General features: G+C 43.9%; 23 protein-coding genes. 6 read left to right on the top strand and 17 right to left on the bottom strand.

The annotated features are described in order from the left end of the window. Window positions 1-12: 12 nt before the first annotated feature. Window positions 13-993 (bottom strand): phosphoserine phosphatase, encoded by a 981-nt coding sequence (serB, locus tag OCV36_RS03235; RefSeq protein WP_135455921.1) that lies wholly within the window; start codon window positions 991-993, stop codon window positions 13-15. Between the two features lie 109 nt (window positions 994-1,102). On the opposite strand from serB, the gene OCV36_RS03230 reads away from it, so the two are divergent. Further along, entirely contained in the window at window positions 1,103-1,714 is a 612-nt protein-coding gene (locus OCV36_RS03230; RefSeq protein ID WP_017072750.1) for a YtjB family periplasmic protein, read from the top strand. 198 nt (window positions 1,715-1,912) lie between these two features. Here the strand turns inward: OCV36_RS03230 and deoD are convergent, their stop codons facing one another. The 7 genes from deoD to OCV36_RS03195 all read right to left on the bottom strand — a co-directional run bounded on the left by deoD (window position 1,913) and on the right by OCV36_RS03195 (window position 9,148). Next, window positions 1,913-2,632, bottom strand: a complete 720-nt coding sequence (deoD, locus tag OCV36_RS03225) for a purine-nucleoside phosphorylase (protein WP_029224726.1) — start codon at window positions 2,630-2,632, stop codon at window positions 1,913-1,915. 63 nt (window positions 2,633-2,695) lie between these two features. After that, a complete protein-coding gene (locus OCV36_RS03220) occupies window positions 2,696-3,916 on the bottom strand; it encodes a phosphopentomutase (protein ID WP_135455919.1) in 1,221 nt (406 codons plus the stop codon). A 76-nt stretch (window positions 3,917-3,992) separates the two neighbouring features. After that, window positions 3,993-5,321 carry a thymidine phosphorylase gene (gene deoA, locus OCV36_RS03215; protein ID WP_135455917.1) on the bottom strand — a complete coding sequence of 443 codons (1,329 nt, stop codon included), beginning with the start codon at window positions 5,319-5,321 and terminating at the stop codon, window positions 3,993-3,995. Between the two features lie 111 nt (window positions 5,322-5,432). Further along, window positions 5,433-6,209: a deoxyribose-phosphate aldolase gene (gene deoC / locus OCV36_RS03210; protein ID WP_004734477.1), complete on the bottom strand. Its 777-nt coding sequence runs from the start codon at window positions 6,207-6,209 to the stop codon at window positions 5,433-5,435. Between the two features lie 523 nt (window positions 6,210-6,732). After that, entirely contained in the window at window positions 6,733-7,995 is a 1,263-nt protein-coding gene (locus tag OCV36_RS03205) for a NupC/NupG family nucleoside CNT transporter (protein ID WP_004734478.1), read from the bottom strand. Window positions 7,996-8,199: 204 nt separating this feature from the next. Then, a complete protein-coding gene (locus tag OCV36_RS03200) occupies window positions 8,200-9,012 on the bottom strand; it encodes a TatD family hydrolase (protein ID WP_167853025.1) in 813 nt (270 codons plus the stop codon). Next, window positions 8,993-9,148, bottom strand: a complete 156-nt coding sequence (locus tag OCV36_RS03195) for a DUF5363 family protein (RefSeq protein WP_157935302.1) — start codon at window positions 9,146-9,148, stop codon at window positions 8,993-8,995. The genes OCV36_RS03200 and OCV36_RS03195 overlap by 20 nt, the downstream gene beginning before the upstream one ends. 244 nt (window positions 9,149-9,392) lie before the next feature. Here OCV36_RS03195 and OCV36_RS03190 point away from each other — a divergent pair, with 244 nt between their 5' ends. Continuing rightward, on the top strand, window positions 9,393-11,759 hold the full coding sequence (locus tag OCV36_RS03190) for a thioredoxin domain-containing protein (RefSeq protein WP_261887528.1): 2,367 nt from the start codon (window positions 9,393-9,395) through the stop codon (window positions 11,757-11,759). Window positions 11,760-11,855: 96 nt separating this feature from the next. After that, window positions 11,856-12,545: a hypothetical protein gene (locus OCV36_RS03185; protein WP_135455911.1), complete on the top strand. Its 690-nt coding sequence runs from the start codon at window positions 11,856-11,858 to the stop codon at window positions 12,543-12,545. On the opposite strand, the gene OCV36_RS03180 is transcribed toward OCV36_RS03185, so the two are convergent. The 6 genes from OCV36_RS03180 to ubiT all read right to left on the bottom strand — a co-directional run bounded on the left by OCV36_RS03180 (window position 12,542) and on the right by ubiT (window position 17,312). Next, window positions 12,542-13,372, bottom strand: a complete 831-nt coding sequence (locus OCV36_RS03180) for a LysR family transcriptional regulator (protein ID WP_135455909.1) — start codon at window positions 13,370-13,372, stop codon at window positions 12,542-12,544. The genes OCV36_RS03185 and OCV36_RS03180 overlap by 4 nt on opposite strands. A 106-nt stretch (window positions 13,373-13,478) precedes the next feature. Beyond that, window positions 13,479-15,059 (bottom strand): peptide chain release factor 3, encoded by a 1,581-nt coding sequence (gene prfC / locus OCV36_RS03175; RefSeq protein ID WP_135455906.1) that lies wholly within the window; start codon window positions 15,057-15,059, stop codon window positions 13,479-13,481. A 174-nt stretch (window positions 15,060-15,233) separates the two neighbouring features. Further along, window positions 15,234-15,689, bottom strand: coding sequence for a ribosomal protein S18-alanine N-acetyltransferase (rimI, locus tag OCV36_RS03170; RefSeq protein WP_029224730.1), 456 nt, complete (start codon window positions 15,687-15,689; stop codon window positions 15,234-15,236). Beyond that, window positions 15,682-16,080 carry a DNA polymerase III subunit psi gene (locus OCV36_RS03165; RefSeq protein WP_029224731.1) on the bottom strand — a complete coding sequence of 133 codons (399 nt, stop codon included), beginning with the start codon at window positions 16,078-16,080 and terminating at the stop codon, window positions 15,682-15,684. The genes rimI and OCV36_RS03165 overlap by 8 nt, the downstream gene beginning before the upstream one ends. Window positions 16,081-16,297: 217 nt before the next feature. After that, window positions 16,298-16,801: a GNAT family N-acetyltransferase gene (locus tag OCV36_RS03160; protein WP_017072760.1), complete on the bottom strand. Its 504-nt coding sequence runs from the start codon at window positions 16,799-16,801 to the stop codon at window positions 16,298-16,300. Beyond that, window positions 16,785-17,312: a ubiquinone anaerobic biosynthesis accessory factor UbiT gene (ubiT, locus tag OCV36_RS03155; protein ID WP_032497634.1), complete on the bottom strand. Its 528-nt coding sequence runs from the start codon at window positions 17,310-17,312 to the stop codon at window positions 16,785-16,787. The genes OCV36_RS03160 and ubiT overlap by 17 nt, the downstream gene beginning before the upstream one ends. 258 nt (window positions 17,313-17,570) lie before the next feature. Between ubiT and OCV36_RS03150 the strand changes: the two genes are divergently transcribed. The 3 genes from OCV36_RS03150 to OCV36_RS03140 all read left to right on the top strand — a co-directional run bounded on the left by OCV36_RS03150 (window position 17,571) and on the right by OCV36_RS03140 (window position 21,707). After that, a complete protein-coding gene (locus OCV36_RS03150) occupies window positions 17,571-19,610 on the top strand; it encodes a sensor domain-containing protein (RefSeq protein WP_135455904.1) in 2,040 nt (679 codons plus the stop codon). A 186-nt stretch (window positions 19,611-19,796) separates the two neighbouring features. After that, window positions 19,797-20,810, top strand: a complete 1,014-nt coding sequence (gene ubiU, locus OCV36_RS03145; protein WP_135455902.1) for a ubiquinone anaerobic biosynthesis protein UbiU — start codon at window positions 19,797-19,799, stop codon at window positions 20,808-20,810. Window positions 20,811-20,828: 18 nt separating this feature from the next. Then, entirely contained in the window at window positions 20,829-21,707 is an 879-nt protein-coding gene (locus OCV36_RS03140; protein WP_167853024.1) for a U32 family peptidase, read from the top strand. Window positions 21,708-21,790: 83 nt separating this feature from the next. On the opposite strand, the gene OCV36_RS03135 is transcribed toward OCV36_RS03140, so the two are convergent. The 3 genes from OCV36_RS03135 to nlpI all read right to left on the bottom strand — a co-directional run bounded on the left by OCV36_RS03135 (window position 21,791) and on the right by nlpI (window position 24,745). Continuing rightward, window positions 21,791-23,128, bottom strand: a complete 1,338-nt coding sequence (locus OCV36_RS03135; protein ID WP_017072765.1) for an MATE family efflux transporter — start codon at window positions 23,126-23,128, stop codon at window positions 21,791-21,793. Between the two features lie 88 nt (window positions 23,129-23,216). Next, window positions 23,217-23,624, bottom strand: a complete 408-nt coding sequence (locus OCV36_RS03130; RefSeq protein WP_029224732.1) for a MarR family winged helix-turn-helix transcriptional regulator — start codon at window positions 23,622-23,624, stop codon at window positions 23,217-23,219. A 170-nt stretch (window positions 23,625-23,794) separates the two neighbouring features. Further along, window positions 23,795-24,745 carry a lipoprotein NlpI gene (gene nlpI / locus OCV36_RS03125; RefSeq protein ID WP_135455898.1) on the bottom strand — a complete coding sequence of 317 codons (951 nt, stop codon included), beginning with the start codon at window positions 24,743-24,745 and terminating at the stop codon, window positions 23,795-23,797. Window positions 24,746-24,790: the final 45 nt, after the last annotated feature.

Here is a 24,790-nt window from a genome sequence, read left to right as displayed (position 1 = left end):
TAAAAAGAACCTTTAAGGTTTCGCTTGCCAACTAATTTTCTGTTGTTTAGCCAACACGCCCGACAGAATACAAAGTACCCCACCTAAACCAGCATAACGCACAGCGGCTTGAGCTTGCTGCTCTACCTTCGGTTTCGCATGGTAGGCAATGCCTAAGCCCGCAGAGCCCATCATAACCAAGTCATTAGCACCATCACCTACGGCTACCGTGTTGTGCAGTTCAAGCTCATACTCTTCAGCCAGTTCAACTAAGATGTCGGCCTTGGTTTGCGCCGAGACAACATCACCTAAAACTTCACCCGTCAATTTACCATCGATAATCTCTAGGGTGTTTGACTGAGCATGGTCAAGATCGAGCGTATCTTTTAGGTAATCGGAGAAATAAGTAAAGCCACCAGACGCGATAGCCGTTTTCCAACCAAGTTTATTCAGCGTGTTAACAAGCCCAACTAAGTCTGGCATGAATGGCAGTGATTGGCGCACTTGCTCAAGAATAGCTTCATCAGCACCTTTAAGCGCCCCAACACGCTGACGCAGGCTCTGTTCAAAATCGAGCTCACCTTGCATTGCGCGCTCTGTAATTTCAGAAACTAACTCACCTACTCCAGCTAACTTGGCTATCTCATCGATACATTCAATCTGAATCGCTGTGGAATCCATATCCATTACGATCAAACCTGGCTTAGATAGGTCAGGAACCTCGCTAAGGCAAGCATAATCAAGTTTCAACGCTTGTAGGATTTCTTCGTGTGCTGGGGTTAAGTTTCCAGACATCAATGCCACTTCGTATTTACCCACTTTCCATGTATCTAGAATAGTGTTGTATGTACCGGTGAAGAAATCGACGTCATCGAAAGATTGTGGTGATAAATACTCACCAAATACAATCCAATTGGCTTTAGCCTTCGCGAGTTGAGAAGCAAAACGAGTCTCGGGGAGTCGGGTTAATAATGTCGTATGCCTTTTAATCGGCAGATATTTATGATCGTCCATGTGTATGATTCCTAATTAACTATGCTAAACGTTAACCTATTGCAATTTGAAAACGCAAGTCTCAATATGTCTTAATCATAACATTTGTTTATTTCAGGCTTCGTGAAACATGAATGAATCATTGTTCTCAATACGTAACGCTTTACGAATGCTAGCCTTAATTTTGTTGGCTACCATGTTCGTCGTAACGATCAAAAATACGGTTGTTATCAGTAAAGGTAACGAAAAAATCCAAGCAAAACAGCTAGAGACACTAACTAAGGTTCTTATCTCTCAGGCATCGCTTTCGGCTAGCAAGATGATCACCCAACAAGACCAAGAACGATTACTTGAGCTGACTAATCAGCTATCTCAAGACCGACTGGTATTTGATACTACGATCTATGATGCAGAGGGTATTCGTCTAGCTTCGAGCGAAAAAGCACTCTCGGTACGCGAAGTTCTTGGCTTAGACACGCCACTTTCAACAGCAAGTATCGGCAGACAGCAGTTAGTCGAACCTATTTACTCGCCCGAAAAAACGATCATCGGCTTTATCCGTGTGACTTTTGAAACAGGTAAAATGACGGCGATTTCTGATCACCATTATCGTAAGAGCGATCGTTACATGATCGGTATGGTCTTAATGGGCTTCATCAGTGGTGTTTTATTCATCATGCTGATTCGAAAAAGACAAACCAAATCTGGCGAGAACTTACTGCTTAAAAATGTGAGCTCATAAGCTAGCCTATCGCGCCTTGGAATCACGAAATAAAAACCTCAGATTAGGCAATATGAATTATTTCGATTGAGATCACGGGGCCTTCTAGAAACCAAGAATAGCGCTCAATAATAAATCATTGCCAATAAAAAGCCCCGACGCTCAGGCAGCGTCAGGGCTTTTTGTTATCTGTTAGCTTATCGAGCTATAGAATAATGATTACTCTTGATCACCAAGAAGAACAGAATCTAAGGCAATTACCATCATGTCGTTAAAAGTCGTTTGACGTTCATCTGATGTGGTTTGATCGCCTGTTTTGATGTGATCAGAAACAGTACAAATAGTCAGAGCTTTTGCGCCATATTCAGCACACACACCATAGATACCTGCCGCTTCCATCTCTACGCCAACAATGCCGTACTTATCCATTACGTCGAACATTTCAGGATCTGGCGTGTAGAACAGTTCAGCTGAGAATAGATTACCGACTTTAACGTCGACACCACGAGCTTTAGCTGCATCTTCAGCAGCGCGTACCATTTTGTAATCTGCGATTGCGGCGAAGTCATGGCCTTTAAAGCGAATACGGTTCACTTTTGAATCCGTACATGCCCCCATACCGATAACGACATCACGAACTTTGATATCTTCACTCACTGCACCACAGCTACCTACACGAATGATCTTTTTAACACCAAAGTCTTTGATCAACTCAGTCGCGTAAATAGAACAAGATGGAATGCCCATACCGTGCCCCATTACAGAGACCTTACGACCTTTGTAAGTACCCGTGTAACCAAACATGTTGCGAACGTCGCACACCTGAACCACGTCTTCTAAGAAGGTTTCAGCGATGTATTTAGCACGTAGCGGATCGCCAGGCATTAGAACTACGTCAGCGAAATCACCCATTTCAGCATTAATATGTGGAGTAGCCATTGAAAATATCCTTAATCTCAAACAAAAAAGAAGAGAGAGGTTTCCCTCTCTCTTCGTTAACTATTATAGAAAGCTTGTACCGTGTCCCATTGGCGATGTGCCAAAGTATGACGCTAAGCTTTGACCGATATCAGCGAAGGTATCACGACGGCCTAGAGAGCCTGCTGGAACCTTGTTACCGTAAACAATCACAGGGATATGCTCACGAGTATGGTCGGAACCTGGCCATGTTGGGTCACAACCGTGGTCTGCTGTCAGGATAAGCACGTCATCTTCTTTCATCATATCGATGATTTCATTGATACGGCCATCGAAGTACTCAAGCGCAGCTGCGTAACCGGCAACATCACGACGGTGGCCGTATGCTGAGTCGAAATCAACGAAGTTAGTGAACACGATAGTGTTGTCGCCCGCTTCAGTGATCGCTTCTTTGGTTGCTTCAAATAGCGCTGGAATACCTGTTGCTTTCGTTTTCTGAGTGATACCACAACCTGCGTAGATATCAGATATCTTACCGATTGAGTGAACGTTGCCGCCCTTCTCATCAACCAGCTTCTGAAGTACCGTCGCCGCTGGTGGCTCAACAGAAAGGTCACGACGGTTACCAGTACGTTCGAATTGACCTTTACCTGCACCAATAAACGGACGAGCGATAACACGACCAATGTTGTAGTCAGCTAGCTCTTCACGAGCAATCTGACAAAGGTCTAATAGGTTTTGTAGGCCGAATGTCTCTTCATGACATGCGATCTGGAAAACAGAGTCTGCAGAAGTGTAGAAGATTGGCAGGCCAGTCTTCATGTGTTCTTCACCTAGGTTATCTAGGATTTCTGTACCCGATGAGTGGCAGTTACCTAAGAAGTCAGACAGACCAGCACGCTCAAGGATGCGGTCAGTCAGTTCTTTTGGAAAGCTGTTCTCTTTGTCAGTGAAGTAGCCCCAGTCAAACAATACCGGCACACCTGCGATTTCCCAGTGACCTGATGGCGTGTCTTTACCAGAAGACAGCTCAGCAGCATGACCGTAAGCGCCAATGATCTCAGCGTCTGCGTCCATACCAGGAGCAAAGCGACCTGTCGACTCTTTGTGAGCCATCGCTAAACCTAGCTTAGACAGGTTTGGCAGCGTTAGTGGACCTTTACGATCCGCGTTGTCTGCAAGGCCTTGATCACAATGGTCAGCAATGTGACCCATTGTATCCGAACCTACATCGCCGAATGTGTCAGCATCCGCTGTTTCACCGATACCGAATGAATCTAAAACTAAAATAAATGCTCTTTTCATTTTCTTCACCAACTTATTGCTCTTTGCACCAGAACTCTGTTTATCGGTATACACGAGGTATACCGATATCTGTTATTTACACGTCTTCAGAACGAATCTGACGGTAAACATCTGGCGTTGCTGTATATTCTCCGCCCACAGTGATTGCATTTTGTAATGCCGTCGCAGCTTCTTGCCACTGTTGTTCATTGCGAGCATGAATCATTGCTAATGGTTTATCGTCGCTTGCTACTTCGCCAAGGCGAATGAAGCTATCAAAACCGACTGCGTAATCAATGCTGTCTGTTGCTACGCGGCGACCACCACCCATACCAACGACAGCCATACCAATTGCACGCGTATCCATCGCTGATACTACACCGCTTTCGAGGGCGTACACTGGTTTAACAATTTCTGCTTTTTCTAGGTAGTTATCGTAGTTCGTTACGAAATCTGCTGGACCACCAAGGCCCGCAACCATCTTACCGAAGCACTCTGCTGCTTTACCGTTATCCAGTACTGTCATCAGTTTTTCACGCGCTTCATCTGAATCTTTTGTTAGGTTACCCAGCACCAACATTTCCGCACACGATGCTAGCGTGATTTCCAACAAACGTGGGTTACGGTATTCACCAGTTAGGAATTGAACCGCTTCACGGACTTCAACTGCGTTACCCGCTGAAGAAGCCAGAACTTGGTTCATGTCCGTTAGGATTGCTGTTGTTTTAGTGCCTGCACCGTTTGCTACTGCAACGATAGATTTTGCTAGTTCTTCAGAAGCTTCATACGTTGGCATGAATGCGCCTGAACCGACTTTTACGTCCATCACTAGAGAATCAAGGCCAGCAGCCAGTTTCTTAGATAGGATTGAAGCGGTGATTAGCGAGATGTTATCTACTGTTGCTGTGATATCACGAGTCGCGTAAACACGCTTGTCAGCCGGTGCTAGGTCGCCGGTTTGGCCGATGATCGCCACGCCAGCTTCTTTGGTTACGGCACCAAACACATCGTTGGTTGGTGTAATGTTGTAACCAGGGATAGATTCTAGCTTGTCTAGCGTACCGCCAGTGTGGCCTAAACCACGACCAGAGATCATTGGAACGAAACCGCCGCATGCTGCCACCATAGGGCCAAGCATCAAAGAAGTTACGTCACCAACACCACCAGTGGAGTGTTTATCAACGATTGGGCCATCAAAGTTCATGTGGCTCCAGTCAATCACCATGCCTGAATCACGCATTGCACATGTTAGTGCGATACGTTCTGGCATCGTCATTTCATTAAAAAAGATAGCCATTGCGAATGCGGCAATTTGGCCTTCAGAAACCGTGTTTTTAGCGACACCTTGGATGAAAAAGTTAATTTCTTCTGTGGTCAGTACTTCGTTATCACGTTTTCTGCGAATAATTTCTTGAGGTAGATACATTAGTGCCTCCCAAACTCTAGTGAGTATGGTGTGTAGGGAAAGAGGTAATATGGAGTGACTTAACGCCACTCCATCAAACAGACTTAATTGTTATATACCCGAATGGGTAAATTAGTATGCTGCTGGATCAGCAGTCTGGTCTGTCACTTCTAATGTATTAAGAAGGTTAGTTAGTAGGCTTGAAGCACCAAAACGGTAGTGCATGTTGTCTGCCCATTCAGCGCCTAGTAGCTCATCAGCCATTGCTAGGTAAGCTTGAGCATCTTCAGCTGTACGTACGCCACCAGCTGGTTTGAAACCAACAGTTTTAGCCACGCCCATGTCACGAATAACTTCAAGCATCATGCGCGCGAATTCAGGAGTCGCGTTTACTGGCACTTTACCTGTTGAAGTTTTGATGAAGTCTGCACCTGCTTCGATACAGATCTGAGAAGCTTTCTTGATCAGTGCTTCTTCTTTTAGCTCACCAGTTTCGATGATCACTTTAAGCGTGATGTCACCACAAGCGGCTTTACATTGCTTAACTAGCTCAAAGCCAACTTCTTCGTTGCCAGCAATAAGAGCACGGTATGGGAATACTACGTCAACTTCGTCTGCTCCGTACGCTACCGCTGCTTTCGTTTCTGCAACAGCAATTTCGATGTCGTCATTACCATGAGGGAAGTTAGTTACAGTCGCGATGCGTACTTCTGGAGTACCTTGCTCACGCAACGCCTTCTTAGCGGCTGGGATGAAGCGAGGGTAAATACAGATTGCAGCGGTGTTACCAACTGCAGTCTTCGCGTCATGACAAAGCGCCACTACTTTTTCAGTAGTATCGTCATCATTTAGCGTCGTTAGGTCCATAAGTTTAAGTGCACGTAGAGCTGCTGCTTTTAAATCGCTCATTTCTATCTCCGATCAATATATTCAAATAGTTAACTACTTCGCCACCCATCCAGTATAGATGGATATTTTAGTAATGCTCAGTAGTCACAAATGAACGGACTTGGTTCCCTGAAGACTTGATAACTTTCGCTATCAATTGCAATCCTTGTCACCGCACAGTACCAGTTTGGTCTATGGCACAACAAATCAGTCATGTTGTGTCTAACATCTATAGCGTATCGCTAAGTTTGGCTTAATCCCAGAAGAATAACCTTTAGATAAATCCAAGCAGTTACTTTCTTGCCAACAAGAGACATCCTGTCCCTTAAGCTTATACATTATAGGTATCCATCAATAAATTGTAGTGCTCCTTAGAACGCAAACGGTTTGTATCTCAAAAAAACATTCTAGACCCATTTTCGACTCCAAGCATTCACTCATGCTAATGCTCAAAATCACTAGGCCCAAAAACAAAAAAGCCCCGCAGCAATTTCTTGCTACGGGGCGATATTATTATGGCGTCTATATATCGATTTCTAACTGATTAGAAAGACAGGAAGAAGCCAGCAATTGTTGCTGCCATCAGGTTAGATAGAGTACCAGCTACAACCGCTTTAACACCCATACGTGCGATGTCGTGACGACGGTTTGGAGCAATACCACCTAGACCACCTAGAAGAATCGCAATTGAAGAAAGGTTTGCGAAACCACATAGAGCGAACGAGATAATTGCTTGAGTCTTAACAGACATTACTTGACCAGTCGCTTCAACGATTTGAGCGTTGTCACCGATGTATGGTACGAAGTTTAGGTATGCAACGAATTCGTTAACAACTGTCTTCTGACCAATGAAAGAACCAGCAATAGTTGCTTCTTCCCATGGAACACCAATGATGAATGCTAACGGTGCGAAGATCCAACCTAGAAGAAGTTCTAGAGTTAGGTTTTCCATACCGAACCAACCACCGATGCCACCTAGGATACCGTTGATAAGAGCGATTAGACCGATGAATGCTAGTAGCATTGCACCAACGTTAAGTGCTAGTTGTAGACCAACTGACGCACCGCCAGCAGCTGCATCGATAACGTTAGCAGGCTTGTCGTCGCCACCGTCGATGTCTGAACCTAGGTTCTCGTCAACTTCATCAGTTTCAGGTTTGATGATTTTAGCGAATAGTAGACCACCAGGTGCTGCCATGAATGACGCTGCTACTAGGTACTCTAGAGGTACACCCATAGATGCGTAACCCGCTAGTACACCACCAGCAACAGATGCTAAACCACCACACATTACTGCGAATAGTTCAGAGTTAGTCATTTTAGGAACAAATGGACGAACTACTAGAGGTGCTTCAGTTTGACCAACGAAAATGTTTGCTGCTGCAGACATTGACTCGGCGCGAGAAGTACCTAGAGCTTTCTGAAGACCACCACCAAGAACCTTGATTACAACTTGCATCGCACCAATGTAGTAAAGTACAGAGATAAGAGCAGAGAAGAAGATTAGTGTTGGTAGAACTTGGAATGCAAAGATGAAACCGATACCGTCAACTGAGAAGTTAACAAGGCTACCAAATAGGAAGCCAGTACCATCTTTACCGTAGTCGATCACGTTTGCTACACCAGCAGAGAAACCTGCAAGTAGATCACGACCCCAAGGGATGTAAAGTACGAATGCACCAAGTGCGAATTGGATAGCGAAAGCGCCACCCACTGTTCTGATATTAATTGCTTTGCGGTTGTCGGATAGTAGTACTGCGATTGCAATCAGTGCAACCATTCCGACGAGGCTCATAAACAGGCTCATAGTTTATGACTTCCTTATTAGTTATTTATTGGCGTGTTACAAAATGGGGCTATAAAGCGGAGGCAATTATACTCATGCGACCACTAATAAAGTAATGCCGTCCTCACACTTTCGTACAAGATTCATGTACCATTCACACGCAAATGTGAACCAAATCACAAGCTCAGTGCAATTTACGCAAACGATAAACAAAAACCTTCGATTTTATTCACATATACCGAATGCACGATGGCTATTTTGCCAAATTTGCGCTGCAACCGATTGCTTTGGCTCTTTTCTAAGCAAAAATAGTTCATTTAAGATCGTAACTAAATGTTTGGAATGATTAACATTTCCTTGGTTTCCATACATGGGCATGTCCGGAGCATCCGTTTCCAATACCAAGCATTCAAGAGGCAGTTTTGCGATGGTTGTGCGTGTTTTTTGTGCTCTTGGGTAAGTAATCGTTCCACCGACACCAATATAGAAACCGAGCTTGATCCACGCCAAAGCTTGCTGCTCACTCCCAGAAAAACCGTGAATCACCCCACCAAAAGTGAACTTGTGCTGCTTTAATAGTTCAATGAGTCGGTTATAAGACTTCCTCTCATGGATGATCAAAGGCAGCTCAAATGCCTTCGCTAGCTCCATTTGTTGGATAAAAAAGCGCTCTTGCTTCTCCCGCTCGACATCGACAAAAAAGTCGAGACCACACTCTCCTATCGCAACGCATTGACTGTTTTTTGATGAGAGTAATTGGCGAAGATCTGAGAATTGCTCGTCATTGGCTTGCTCTAAAAAGTAAGGATGGAAACCTAAGGCGTAGTAAACATTAGAGTAAGATTTGGCGATTTTATCGAGCTTCCTCCAGTTACTTTGGCCAATAGAAGGGATGATTAACTTTTCGACTTGCGCTTGTTTCGCTTCTTTAAGATAGCTATCAATACTTTGATCCGGTGTATAACCTTGCTCAAAAGCCTCAAAATCCGCATGGCAATGAGTATCAAACAGCGGAAAGTCATTTATTTGCTGTGTCATCTTCCCTACTCTCTGTTTGTTTACCTTGAGGATCACGACGATAAGCAACACAACTGCGCTTGTTCTCAGGCGTTAAACCAAGCTCTTCACACCACTTATCGTATTTCTTAATCCAAGCTTTTATCCAACCCAACATACTTACCTCAAGTCTTGTCTTAACGCTCACAAAAAAAAATACATAAAACAAAGCATCAAAACTACACATACAAATTACATTAAAGCTCAACAAACAACCTTAAAACCGTAAAAACATAAATTAGATTTATACATCAACACTAGCTGGCTTGCTTGTAGAAAATCTCACCACAGCGAATAATAAACGCACTTGCCAAGGAGGCATTGATAGCAAGACGCTCCATTCAATAACGAGATCCTACTTTATGAAAGCATCACTCTTAGCCATTTCAATTTCTAGCATATTAGCAGCACCTGTTTTTGCTTCTGCACCTCAAGTTGACGTAGAACTAGCTAACCAGCAAACACTTCAACTTATTGACGGGCAGATAAGCGCTATCGATGCTTCTGTCCAGTATAAGTTAAACGAACAATATGCCAATGCAACTCCAGGCACGACAGCTACTGTCGATGACGTGACCTACGAGAAACAATCGAATGGTACTTGGGCAGCTGTTGGTGCAGCTTCCGCAGCATTAGTAGCGGGGTTGTTTTCAAGTAGTTCGAGTTCATCTTCTGATACTGACGAAGCTACTCCTTCATTCCCCGTATACATTACCCCAGACAATGACCTCCCTGAATACGGCGAAGGTGACTGGGGGCAAAATGCAGTGGCTGTTATTGGCGACCAAGTTATCGTTAACGGCGAAACGGTCGGCACAATTTCTAAAGTAAACAACGGTTATGTCATTACTGGTAATGATGGGCAAGTAATGTCTGGCATTCAAATGGGTGGCACTGAGTACTACGTTATCAGTAATGGTGGTGAGCTCTCTCTAGTTCATATCGCTGAAAACGGCATGGCTCAAATCATCTCTGGCGACCGTGTTGCTGATGCTATCAAGTCTGCTGACTTGGGTTGGGGCAAACCAGGCACACCAGACAATGACCTTCCTGAATACGGCGAAGGTGACTGGGGGCAAAATGCAGTGGCTGTTATTGGCGACCAAGTTATCGTTAACGGCGAAACGGTCGGCACAATTTCTAAAGTAAACAACGGTTATGTCATTACTGGTAATGATGGGCAAGTAATGTCTGGCATTCAAATGGGTGGCACTGAGTACTACGTTATCAGTAATGGTGGTGAGCTCTCTCTAGTTCATATCGCTGAAAACGGCATGGCTCAAATCATCTCTGGCGACCGTGTTGCTGATGCTATCAAGTCTGCTGACTTGGGTTGGGGCAAACCAGGCACACCAGACAATGACCTTCCTGAATACGGCGAAGGTGACTGGGGGCAAAATGCAGTGGCTGTTATTGGCGACCAAGTTATCGTTAACGGCGAAACGGTCGGCACAATTTCTAAAGTAAACAACGGTTATGTCATTACTGGTAATGATGGGCAAGTAATGTCTGGCATTCAAATGGGTGGCACTGAGTACTACGTTATCAGTAATGGTGGTGAGCTCTCTCTAGTTCATATCGCTGAAAACGGCATGGCTCAAATCATCTCTGGCGACCGTGTTGCTGATGCTATCAAGTCTGCTGACTTGGGTTGGGGCAAACCAGGCACACCAGACAATGACCTTCCTGAATACGGCGAAGGTGACTGGGGGCAAAATGCAGTGGCTGTTATTGGCGACCAAGTTATCGTTAACGGCGAAACGGTCGGCACAATTTCTAAAGTAAACAACGGTTATGTCATTACTGGTAATGATGGGCAAGTAATGTCTGGCATTCAAATGGGTGGCACTGAGTACTACGTTATCAGTAATGGTGGTGAGCTCTCTCTAGTTCATATCGCTGAAAACGGCATGGCTCAAATCATCTCTGGCGACCGTGTTGCTGATGCTATCAAGTCTGCTGACTTGGGTTGGGGCAAACCAGGCACACCAGACAATGACCTTCCTGAATACGGCGAAGGTGACTGGGGGCAAAATGCAGTGGCTGTTATTGGCGATCAAGTTATCGTTAACGGCGAAACGGTCGGCACAATTTCTAAAGTAAACAACGGTTATGTCATTACTGGTAATGATGGGCAAGTAATGTCTGGCATTCAAATGGGTGGCACTGAGTACTACGTTATCAGTAATGGTGGTGAGCTCTCTCTAGTTCATATCGCTGAAAACGGCATGGCTCAAATCATCTCTGGCGACCGTGTTGCTGATGCTATCAAGTCTGCTGACTTAGGTTGGGGCAAACCTGGCACTCCAGATAATGAACTGCCAAGCATCGATGGTGGTATGGAAAACAATCACTACCAAGTATCTGGTGTTCGTGAAGAAGAACAAGGTCATTACGGATACTTCTCTGTTAACGGTGAAGAAGTTGCATATCTAGAATACAAAGATGGTCAACTTACTGTGAACCCTTATAACTCAGAGGCTGGTAAAAAGTTTGATGTAAAAGTTATCGATAATGAAACTGATGGCAGCAAAATTGTACGAATAGGTGGTGACACAGCAACAGAAGGAAAATTAGTACATATCAACGCTAATGGTGTGGTGACACCAATTGATGGCAACGAAATCAAGTCTCGTATCAAGTCTATCGACCGTAACAAGCTCAAAAACATTGACCCAGCTAAACTACAAAAAGCTAAATCCGCCATTCAACAACGCTTACGCGGTTAATCTAAAACCAAGTTAAATCCTCTCACCCGATAATAGTAAACGCTATTATCGGGTGTTTTTACTCACTAGCTAAGGAAAGCGATTCGGAATTTAATTATGAAACGCCTTCTACTAATACTTGCTTCCACCTTTCCTTTTCATTCATCTGCAAATGACACCCTTGTTGAATCTATTGAGCGTTTTACAGATATCTTTTCCGTCAGCTTATCTCAAAGCCCAGACAATGATAAGACAGTCGCCACACTTGATATAAACTATCAAATCAATGATAAATTGCGTGTTTTTGGAGAGGTTGATACTCAAGACTACTGGCAAGCAGGGTTGGGATATTCATTCTGGCAAGGGGACACGTACTACACTGAAAACACATTAAAAGTCAGTGAAGATGAGATTACAACCGGTATTTTCGTAGCAAAGCTAATCCACGATAATTGGACTTTAATCGGAGATATCAATTACAACTACGCTTTTGATCAAGAGTATTGTAAGTCAAATGTATGCGTAGAAAAAATAGCTGCAGATTCTATAGACTATAGTGCTGGCTTTCTGTGGAGCCCTATTAGCTATGCTGACTTTCTTGTTAAGTACAATCAAGAAATAGGCATTAAAGACGATGAGTGGCACTGGCAAGATAGAAGCCTCGATAGGTTGAGTTCAAGACAAAACTCCCACTACTACGAAGTCGCTACATTCATAAACCTAAAATACATAAAGCCTTCCGTCACTTACACCATAAGACCTGAAGCCGATAATTACGTTGAATTCGGATTAGCCTTCGATTTCTAATTGTTTAATAACTCTTTTATCTTCTCTCGTAATTCTTGGTGTTGCCCATTAGTTTGATACTTTTTGTGGTAGAACAATTCGAATTCCACCGGGCGCATCGCAAATGGAGGTTCGTGGATTTGTAAACCGAAAGTTTTCGCTAAATGGATCATGCTAACCGGGATAGCTGCAATATAGTCGGTCCCTTTTACTGCTAAGATTAAGTTCGTTAGGTTTCGAACTTCAATCGCCACATCACGAGTAAAGCTCTTTTCAGAAAGGAAGTCGACAATTTGAGTATCTTGTCGCAGTAGCTTCAAGGTTACATGCCGTGCTGCAAGAAACTCTTCCATGGAAATTCGTTCACCAAATTTACTCACTTCAGGGTCACTCATAAGAATAATCCTGTCAGTAGTCGCAAATTCAGACTCTAGACTCGCCTGCTTTGGTAAACCAGTATCCACAACTAGGTCGACCCGATTCAATCGAATATCTTCAATTATATGATCGACAGATATGGGTGATTCAACTAATTGAACGCCATTGAGCATAGGTAGTTTATGGAGAAGGTTAACAGGGATGTAAACCGTAAAGTCTCGCTTCCTAGATACAGCACCTTCCATCAACTCTAACGCACTTGACAGTTGGCCTGCTAATTTGTGCGCCATCGAGGTTGGTTCTATTGAGCGACCCACTCTAACAAATAATGCATAGCCTACGACCGCTTCAAACCTTTTGATTGCAGCACTGACTGCAGGTTGAGTTAGCCCTAATGATTCAGCAGCTTTGGTGATCGATCTTTGTTGATATACAGAGAGAAATGGCTTTACTAAATTGAGGTCAAACACGCTTTACTCCATCAAAACGGTGTACTCTTAGTGTAACAAAAAAGCCGAATGCTAGAAGCAATTCGGCTTTAATATTATCCAACTGTGTTATGTGGAACTGTCACTATTAGTGCTCGCGCGTCGCTCGGAACTGAACGTCAGGGAAACGTTCAGAAGCCAGGTTCAAGTTCACCATTGTAGGTGCGATGTAAGACAGGTTATCACCACCATCTAACGCTAGGTTAGCTTGGTTCTTACGTTTGAACTCTTCTAGTTTCTTCACGTCATCACATTCAACCCAGCGAGCTGTTGCAACGTTAACACCTTCGTAGATAGCTTCTACGTTGTATTCCGCTTTCAAGCGCGCTACAACCACGTCAAACTGAAGTACACCAACCGCACCAACGATCAAATCGTTGTTCTGCATAGGACGGAATACTTGTACTGCGCCCTCTTCAGAAAGCTGAACCAAACCTTTTAGAAGTTGCTTCTGCTTTAGTGGATCGCGTAGACGAATACGACGGAATAGCTCAGGCGCGAAGTTTGGAATACCAGCGAACTTCAAGCTTTCGCCTTGAGTAAAGGTATCACCAATCTGGATTGTGCCATGGTTATGCAAGCCAATGATGTCACCAGCATACGCTTTTTCAGCTCGCGCACGGTCGCCCGCCATGAAAGTTACCGCATCCGAAATACTTACGTTCTTGCCAGTACGAACATGATTCATCTTCATACCTTGGTTGTAAGTACCCGAAACGATACGCATGAATGCGATACGGTCACGGTGTTTTGGATCCATGTTTGCTTGGATCTTGAAGACGAAGCCAGAGAACTTCTCTTCTGTCGCTTCAACATCACGCTCGTTAGCTTGACGAGTTTGAGGGCCCGGAGCCCACTTAGTCAAATCATCTAGCATGTGGTCAACACCAAAGTTACCCAATGCCGTACCGAAGTAAACAGGCGTTAGTTCACCAGCAAGGAACAAATCGAGATCAAACTCAGGACATGCGCCAATAACCAATTCAAGCTCTTCACGAACACTGCTCGCCAGATCTTCGCCAACAGCTTCGTCTAGTTCAGGGTTATCTAAACCTTTAATGATGCGAACTTCTTGGATCTCATGGCCGTGGCCAGATTCGTACAAGATCGTTTCATCACGATGAATGTGATAAACACCTTTAAACTCTTTACCACAACCGATTGGCCATGAGATTGGAGCACAAGCCATACCTAGCTCGCTTTCCACTTCATCAAGCACTTCCATTGGGTCACGAACATCACGGTCAAGTTTGTTCATAAACGTTACGATTGGAGTATCACGTAGGCGCGTTACTTCCATCAGTTTACGAGTACGATCCTCGACACCTTTCGCAGCATCGATAACCATCAAACAAGAGTCAACCGCTGTTAGTGTACGGTACGTATCTTCCGAGAAATCTTCGTGTCCTGGAGTATCGAGTAGGTTTACTAGGCAATCATTGTATGGGAATTGCATTACCGACGTGGTTACCGAAATACCACGTTCTTTTTCCATCTCCATCCAGTCAGATTTAGCGTGCTGGTTAGAGCCACGGCCTTTTACGGTACCCGCTTTTTGAATTGCGTTTCCGAATAAAAGAACTTTTTCAGTAATCGTGGTTTTACCCGCATCCGGGTGAGAGATAATCGCAAACGTTCTACGTTTGCTCACTTCTTGTTGGAAAGACATAGTCGCCCTTTGCTGATCTAAAGCGTAAAAAGGGCAAGTAGATAATACTTGCCCTTGAATTCTGTGTGCGGATTATACAGAAAGCGAGTCACTTTCTAAAGGGTCAGTTTACACCCAATTTCATCGCTGATTCTGTGGTTAGCTATCTAGGGTTAGCCAAAAGACATAATATGACTAGCTAAACGACATAAAAAGATAGCTCATAATGATCGCATCTTCATTGCCTTGCTTGGTTGGATAATAGTTACGACGGCGGTCGACTTCATTAAAGCCAGCCTTCTCGTAAAGATGAAAAGCATTAACGTTACTTTCTCGAACTTCCAACCAAGCACTTTCAGCGTCAGCTTGCTCACACATATCGAGAAAGTGCTCCACCAAAGCTTTACCATAACCTTTACCTTGATGCTTCGGATCAACCGCTATCGTAAGCAAGGTCACTTCACCAACAATATTTTGTGCGTAGAAATAACCGACAACCTCTCCACCCACCTCTAAAACACGGTGGCTGCCTCCACGGCTATTAAGATCACGGATCATGTTTTCGGACCAAGGATGAGAATGCGCGCTCTGCTCAATCTTCCAAATAGCGTCAAGGTGTTGTTCTGAAGTCGGTAATAATTGATTAGTCATAAGCACAAATTTGTTGCCATAAGTCGCGGCGATGTTGGTTGTTTCCGTTAATGTCAGACAGTAATGGAGATTGAAGTGTCTTTGCATTCAGTTCATGACTGGAGTCACAACCAGCAAACCACACCCATTCAACCGCGCCTAGATCAAGGGAAGATAAATGTTGAGGTTGAATATGTAATGCTTGAGATAAGTCGAGCTTAATACTTTTGAGAACTCGCTCAAACATCACGGCGAGATCTTCCTGCGGTTTTTCAGGAGAAACTAGTAATAACTTGCAGTCATTAGAGAGCGGAGTCAGTTCAGACTCGTAACCAGCCAAACGTTCAGGGTGACTAAGCTCCCATTGGCTGATGCCCATCTCTTGCAGGTATTGCGCGTGTGTTTGTGACATATCTAGCGGTTGTAACCTTAAGTTTGTTAGATCTGAGTTTGTTGAAGCTGTATTTATTGGTACTGAACTAATTGAAAGAAGCTTATTAGAACGGGCTGATACTAACAAAAAATAAAGGAGCATCAAGCTCCTTTATTTATACTGAATCAGTTCATGTAGTTTAGCGCTATCTTCTGATGCGCATGGCTACTTTAGCACTGCATCTAAGTGTCGTTGGTTATAAGTCATCAAACTCTGGGCTATAAGCAATCTCACCCGAATGACCAGCCAACGTACCTTCGACCAGTTCAATGGCTTGGAACGCCCCTTCAGGCACATCCCAAACACAACTAAGGCCAAATTCATTCGCTGCTTTGAACCCAAAGCGACCATAGTAAGCAGGGTTACCTAGCACAACACAGGCTGGATAACCAAAATCAACTAAAGTAGAGAAAGCTTCTTCGACCAAAGACTTCGCAATACCTTGATTACGATACTCTTCTTTCACAGCTAGAGGCGCAAGGCCCTGCCAGTTATGATCGTCACCGTCGAGGGTGATAGGGCTAAACATCAGGTGACCAACCACCTCACCGTCATCAGAACAAGCCACCAGCGATAGCGTTAAATGACTATTCTCACGCAAGCTCATAACCAAATTAGCTTCTGCATCCGTATCAAAAACAGATTTCAATAAACGATCAATGACAAGTATATCTGCCGGTGCTTCAGTTCGAATAAGCATTCATTACCTCACTTTGTGTATCTGGGGATTGTACCCCCTTCTGCACAAAATCAGCTAATTGATTTAACAAAGTTTTCATAGGAGTCGGCAATAAGTCCAAATCTACGCTATCCATCAAGTTTTTGACTTCTAAACCTAGCTCAGTATCACCCTCAATAGACAGTCTACGTTGGAAGAAAAGCGTATCAGGGTCTTCTTTACGGCCCGCAATGAGTACAAGATCGTTCAGATTACCGCTGAAGCTTACATCTTCATCAACATCTTTATCAGCTACAACTAGTTGCTCATTTTGGTAGCTAATACACCAACTTAATCCCATATCTTTTATTGAGACCTTAAGCCACTTGTCTTCTAAGAACTCAAAGTCACCGTCTTCTAAAGCTTCCTTAAAAACATTTTTCAGTGCTTCTAATAAGGCTCTTTTTTGTACTGTTTTAGGCAATAACTGGACTGGAGATCGCAAAATTGATGCGGCATTTTGAACTAGTTGAGTGCGAATCTTGTTTATCACGTGACTTATCCGTAACTTTGTCAATAATATGGAATGCATCATAGATGATGTTGAAATCTCAGTTACTGTTATGTATCAAATTAACTTCTCTTTGATACTCGACCTTTAATATCCTGAAAATCACAGTTATAGTAACTCAGGTAATGAGAATTACAGCGGATCGCTGCACTCACAGGTAAATATCGATAGCCACACAAAAAGTAATAAATATTTATCGATAGTGAATATTCAAGCTCTTGGAGAATTGGTAGTACTTTGATGCCACCCCAACAACTACAACATTGGTTTACCCAGCTAACGGCAAACAGTCCGTTTTTTTTTGCTGTCCTTGATGCTCAACATAATTATTTTATGGTTAATGAGCGTTATTGCGATATTGCTGGTTTAAGTCAAACAGAGCTTGCTGGCATGAATGACCGCCAAACACTGGGCGAACAATTCTACCAACACCTTAAACCGTATTATGAGCGTGCGTTCAATGGCGAAGCGATTGAGGCCGAAGTCACCCTCAACGAAACCGATCTCGATACCAGTCTGCATTTCAGCATATCCCCTCTTACTCACGGCAACAAAACCGACTACATCGTCTTTCACGCCTTCGACACCTCAGAGAACCAAGTGCTTGTCCGTTCTTTAGAGGAATCCGAAGCAAAATTCCACAAGCTATCTCAACTGCTCCCAGACGGGTTACTCCTAGTCGAAAGCGACTACATCTTGTCGTCAAACCCGGCCGCAGCACGATTGCTCGGGTTCAACTCGACCACTGAATTAATTGGCGAAGAATTAGGTCGCTTATTTATCGATGAACAAACCAAAACAGTCTTCAATAATAACCTGAGTTCTATTATTTCTGAGTCTGGTTTAGTTTGCTTAACGGGCGCCAGATGTGGTTTTGAACGTAAAGTTCAATTGCATATCGACTCAACTTCCATTCTTGGAAGTAATACGCAACTTGTTCTTATCCAAGACGCGCAAGAGACTGCAAAGCAGTTTACACCGGCTAACAGTGAAGACGCCTACATTGATGCGCTGACGAAGCTTTATAATCGAGTAGGATTTACCAAGCGCCTTGAGCAGTTCATTCAGAATGACACTCCTGTTGTGATGCTCTATTTGGACATTGATAACTTTAAAAATATCAATGACTCACTGGGCCATCACATCGGTGACAAGGTGATTAAAGAGGTCGCTTCTCGCTTAAAACGCCTACTACCTCGACAAGCTGTTATTGGTCACTTAGGTGGCGATGAATTTGGTATCATTCTGCCAGAACCAGAACACCCTCGAACGCCAGAGACGCTCTCAGAAAAGATCATCGCGTTGATCAATCAGCCCTTCGATCTTCATCACTTTAGTAAGCGCTTGGCCTGCTCGATTGGCAGCGTGAGCTTTCCTCAAGATGGTACAGACGCACGTATCTTGCTGCAAAATGCAGACACTGCGATGTATGAAGCCAAAGATCGTGGTCGTAACCGCTTGATTAAGTTCAACGAACAGATGAACAAAGAAGCGCGTATGCGCCTATGGCTTGAGATAGAACTACAAAAAGCACTTCAACAGAACGGACTCGAAGTTTGGTATCAACCGAAGGTGAATGCGCGTGACTTCACCATCAATGGCGCTGAAGCTCTGGTACGTTGGAAGCACCCTGTAGAAGGCTATATCAGCCCTGCGGCATTCATCCCAGTAGCAGAACGTGCCGGCCTTATCGAGCAGCTTGGTCGTGTGGTTATGCGTGAGGTATTTGCTACGGTTAAACGCTGGAAGATGCAAGGTATCCTTCCAGGCCGCGTAGCGATCAACCTTTCGCCAGAGCAATTTGGCAACCCAAAACTGATTGATTACGTTGAAAAACTACTGCGTTCTACTGAGTTAGATCCAAGTGCAATTACGTTTGAGTTAACAGAAAGTGCAGTAATGAGTGATAGTGAGCACACACTTCAAATGCTCAATGCTATTAAAAAGCTGGGCTTTGCTCTGTCCATCGATGATTTTGGTACGGGTTACTCTTCTCTGTCTTATTTGGCTCGCTTCCCAATTGATGAGCTTAAAATTGACCGAGCTTTTATCTCTGATATCGATACGCTACCAAAGCAAATCACAGTAATCGAAAACATCATCAACCTTGGTAAATCTCTCGATTTAACAGTGGTTGCGGAAGGTGTCGAAACCAGTGAACAAGCGACGCTACTGTCCAACCTCAACTGTAGCTCCATTCAGGGATTCCATTTCTACCGCCCTCAGCCAAAACAAGATGTTGAAGAGCTATTTGCCCAGAATCGCCGTCATAAAAACTAGTTAAGTAATTCGACTCAAACTCCCCTTATAAATCAAACCCACAAAACCAAGCAAAATGGTCACGAGTCAGTACCTCAAACGGAGTAAAAGTAGATTTATCCATCTAAACCTGCCTTACATCAATTCTGTCATTCATAATTCTTCATAAAATGCTCGCCTCAACTTATTTCTACTGGTAGTGAGCAAATGGAACTCTTATGCCCAGCGGGTAACTTACCTGCTTTGAAAACCGCCATTGATTGCGGTGCGGATGCTGTCTATATCGGATTCAAAGACGATACCAATGCCCGACACTTTGCAGGCCTAAACTTTGCGGGTAAAAAGCTCGATCGTGCTGTGCAGTATGTGCATGACCGCAACAAGAAAATTCATGTTGCCTTAAATACTTTTGCTCACCCAAATGGCTTCGAACGCTGGACCAATGCCGTAGACAACGCAGCTGCACTTGGGGTTGATGCCTTAATCATCGCTGATATTGCGGTTCTCGAATACGCAGCAAATAAGTATCCAGATTTAGAACTGCACCTCTCGGTACAAGCTTCTGCAACCAATGCAGCAGCAATCGACTTCTATCACAAAAACTTCAACGTTAAACGTGTGGTATTGCCTCGCGTATTATCGATTCATCAGGTCAAACAGCTTTCTCGTAATATCACTTCTGACGTTGACCTTGAAGTATTCGCTTTTGGTAGTTTGTGCATTATGGCTGAAGGTCGTTGTTACCTCTCTTCATACATGACAGGTGAATCACCCAATACGGTTGGCGCATGCTCTCCAGCAAAATACGTCCGCTGGCAAGAAACAGAAACTGGCCTAGAATCGCGATTGAATGAGATCCTTATCGACAAATATGTAGCCGGTGAGAACGCAGGCTACCCAACACTGTGCAAAGGTCGCTTTGAAGCGAACATTGATGGTGAACGTAAACGCTACCACGCACTTGAAGAGCCAACTAGTCTCAATACGCTGTCAATGTTACCAGAGCTTTTTGCCGCTGATGTAGCCTCAGTTAAAATTGAAGGTCGCCAGCGTAGCCCAGCTTATGTTGAACAAGTAACTAAAACTTGGCGAGCAGCTATCGACCGCTACTTAGCCAATCCAGAACAATACCAGGTGGAACAAGCTTGGAATGCGACACTGGCGAATGTATCGGAAGGTACACAAACTACGCTTGGCGCTTATCACCGTAAATGGCAATAGAGCCACATGGAGAACTCAATGAAATACGCATTAGGCCCTCTGCTTTATTTTTGGCCAAAACAAGACGTTGAAAGTTTCTATGAGCAAGCGAAATCAAGCTCTGCTGATATCATCTATCTAGGTGAATCGGTTTGCTCAAAACGTCGTGAGATGAAAGCCAAGCATTGGATGGATATCGCCAAAGAGCTGTCGGCCTCAGGTAAGCAGGTGGTGTTATCGACCATGGCCTTGCTGGAAGCATCAAGCGAAGTCAACATCATGAAGAAGTACATTGATAACGGCGACTTCGCCATTGAAGCCAATGACGTGTCTGCGATTCAGCTAGCAAGCGAAAGCAAAGTACCGTTTATTGTCGGCCCAGCAGTCAATACCTACAACGCTCGAACTCTGAACCTATTCTTAAAGCAAGGCATGACCCGTTGGTGTATGCCTGTTGAGCTTTCTCGTGATTGGTTAAACAACGTGATGACCCAATGCGAAGAGTTGAACATCCGTAATAAGTTTGAAGTGGAAGTGTTTAGCCACGGCTATCTGCCTCTTGCTTATTCAGCACGCTGCTTTACCGCTCGTGCAGAAAACAAAGCTAAAGACGACTGCGAAACTTGCTGCATCAAGTATCCAACAGGGCTACAAGTAGATAGCCAAGAAGGCCAGTCTGTATTTAACCTTAATGGTATCCAGACACAATCAGGCTACTGCTACAACCTAGTGAATGACTTACCCAACATGCATGACTTAGTTGATGTTGTACGTTTAAGCCCACTCGGTATCGATACTTTCTCTGAGATCAACAACTTCAAAGCCAATGAGCACGGCCAAAAGCCAATGCCAATCGAAAGCCGTCAATGCAACGGTTACTGGCATCAACTCGCAGGCCTAGACGTTAAGAACATCTAGCACAGCGATTAAGCCAACAAATTACGCATACAAAAAGGTCTAGCATGCGCTAGACCTTTTTAATTCAATTCAAGAAAAATGCCCTACGCTGCTGCCGCTTCCAGCGTCGAGGGTTCGAGCTTTTTTACATCTTTATACAACATCACCATCACGACTACACTCAACGCAATATTCGATAGCGGATACGCAATCCATATTCCCGGAACACCATATAACTTAGGCATGATGTACAAGAAAGGTAACTGGATAAGCATGTTACCTATCGTCACAAACATCGCCTTACTGCCCTTATTCACTGCCTGATAATAAGCACCAGCCACAACCAAGAAACCATCTAGAGCCAATGCAAACATATGAAGTCGAATACCCAGTACCGTGTATTCAATCAGTTGTGGTTCATCAGAACTAAACACTGAGACAAACTCTCTCGGGAATAGGTTCAAGAGCAACACAAAAGCGATACCAATCAATACTGAACTCACCATCGCAATCTTTAACAACTTACGAATATTGGCTTGATTACGAGCACCATGATTGTAGCTTACTAATGGCTGCATCCCGTTCGCGATACCTTCAGCTGTGAGGTAATAAACCGTCACGATGTAGCCTAATATAGCGTACGCACCAATCATCAATTGGTTACCATACTGTGCAAATAAAGCATTATGCAGAGCGACCATCATCGAGCCATAGGCATACATAAAGAAGCTTGAAGTACCGATAGCAAAAATTTGAGGAATCACATCGAGCTTCAGCCTTAGTTCACTCCAACGTAAACGAAGGTTTGCTCTACGAGAGAAGAAATACGCTAAGCCTAAACCTGTTACCACAAATTGAGCAATGGCAGTCGCCACTGCTGCGCCCATCAACTCCCAACCAAACAATGCGATAAACAAGTAATCAAGAACGATGTTAATCACCGCACCGACGATCATCAGTATTGTAGCTAAGTTGGGGCTGTCATCGTTCCGCAGCAAAAACGGCATAGCGATAGAACCTAAGGTAAATACACTCGCTCCAATAAGAATGTGTAGATACTGCAACCCAAGATCAAACACCCTGCCTTCAGCACCCTGCCATAACAGGAAATTATCAGCAAACAAGAACAGCACTATAGAGACAATTGGTGTTATCGCTAACAACAAAGTTAAACCCGTCGCTAAGATTTGCTTAGCACCTTGGGTGTCCTTTTCTCCTTGACGAATAGAGACAAGCGCACCAGTACCAACACCCACGAGCATGCCAATACCCAAGATCGAACCAATCACAGGCCACGCGACATTAATACCCGCAAGTCCATCGGCACCAACATAACGACCAATGAAAATACCATCCACCACTTGGTAGAGGCCATTCACTAACATAGCCGCAACAGTAGGAATTGTGTATCGCCAAAACTGACGACTAATTGAGTTACTCATTTCTTACTCTACTTTCATCTGTGAGCCACCTATCATTAAGATGCGGCTCGAAAATTAGTTAACAAGGCTAATTAAATATCTAAATTGTTTACTTCAAAGCTTTATCTAACAGCTGGTTTAATTGTAAGGATTCCTGCTCAGACAAACGACTTTCTAATATTTGTGCCATTACCTGATAGATCTTACTTTCTTCTTCCAACCCCACTTCTGCCTTATCGGTCAAAATTACCAATTTGGATCTCGCATCTTCTAGAGAAGCTTTACGTTCAACGAGACCTTTTCTTTCTAACCTTTGAACCATGGTAGTCGCTGAAGGCTTAGTCACTTGCATCTCAATGGCAAGGTCGGTCAACCTAATTGGCTCTGGCGCAGCCTGAATGACCTTCAAATAATCATACTCATTGAAACTCAACTGGCAGATAGGATCTTCATTAGTTTGAGTTCGCCATATCTTAGAAGCAAAGCGTTCAATTTTTTCTAGATTTTGGTCCAGCATAGATTTCCAACCACAGAATTCACATTTAATTAGCAAGGCTAACTATTTTAATGTTGTTTAAATAAAAAGCAATCAAAAACGAGCTCCCCGTTTATAAAAAAGGAGCATAAAAAAGGGCCATAAAAAAACCGCTGACAGGCAGCGGCTTTTCGGAATCAAAATGTATCGCTTTACTTAGCGTTAGCTTCTTCTTCAGCTTCTTCTTCAGCTTCTGCCAATTTAGCGGCCGCTAATTTAGATTGCGCCAAATGTTCGGCTTTAAGCGTAGTGAAGATACGGCTTAACTCTAAGAAAGAGTAACGGTGTTCTACGTATTCATACACGTTAAAAGAAACCGCTAACTTGTACAAAGAGATAGCATTCGCGTAATCACCATTCATGTGGTGACGCTTAGCAAGGTAGAAGTACGTCTCTGTTAAGCGTTGAGCAAGAAGCGTGTTATCACGAGTACCAGTTAGGATAGCTTTGAAAGCCTGTTCTTCAGTAATGTCGTCAAGCATGATTGCAACTAACACCCAACCCCATTGCTCATCACGACTCTCATAACGGGTTTGCAAATCAATCTTAGCTTGTTCAGGCGTGAGTTCATGCTGGATGATGTAAAGCCAAAGCGCACGGAATGGATCACTTGGATCATCGGCGTAATGTTTCATCATCTCTTCGTTAGCTAAGTCGTAACGCTCACCATAATAGAGTGCGATAGAGCGGTTTCTTTCTGCGTACGAGTTTGCAGGATCAAGCTCTAACGTAGAATCAAAAGATTCATAAGCGGCATCAAACTCCCCTACTTGCGTAAAGTAAACACCCAAAAGGTTGAAGATATTAGGTTGAGCGGGGTTCAATGAAAGAGACTGATTGAAATCAAGACGCGCTAAATCACGCAGGCCAACGCTGTCGTAATAGTTACCGCGCTCGAACAACATTTTAGCTCTAACTTCATCGTTCAAATCTGGACGCTGCAGTAACTGACTAAGGCGTGCAATTTGAACTTCTTGTTGAACGCTTGGTTGCAGTGGCACAGCCATTGGTGGATACACCCAACGTGAGGTGTTATCTGATGTTGTCGCACAACCAGTTAGTACAAGCAGTAAACACATACTCGCGGTTTGAAACCATTTCACAAATAATTACTCCTGTTATGACCGCAATAAAAAAGGGGAGCGATA

Source organism: Vibrio echinoideorum (assembly GCF_024347455.1).
GTDB lineage: Bacteria > Pseudomonadota > Gammaproteobacteria > Enterobacterales > Vibrionaceae > Vibrio > Vibrio echinoideorum.
This window is presented reverse-complemented; position numbering and strand designations above follow the sequence as displayed.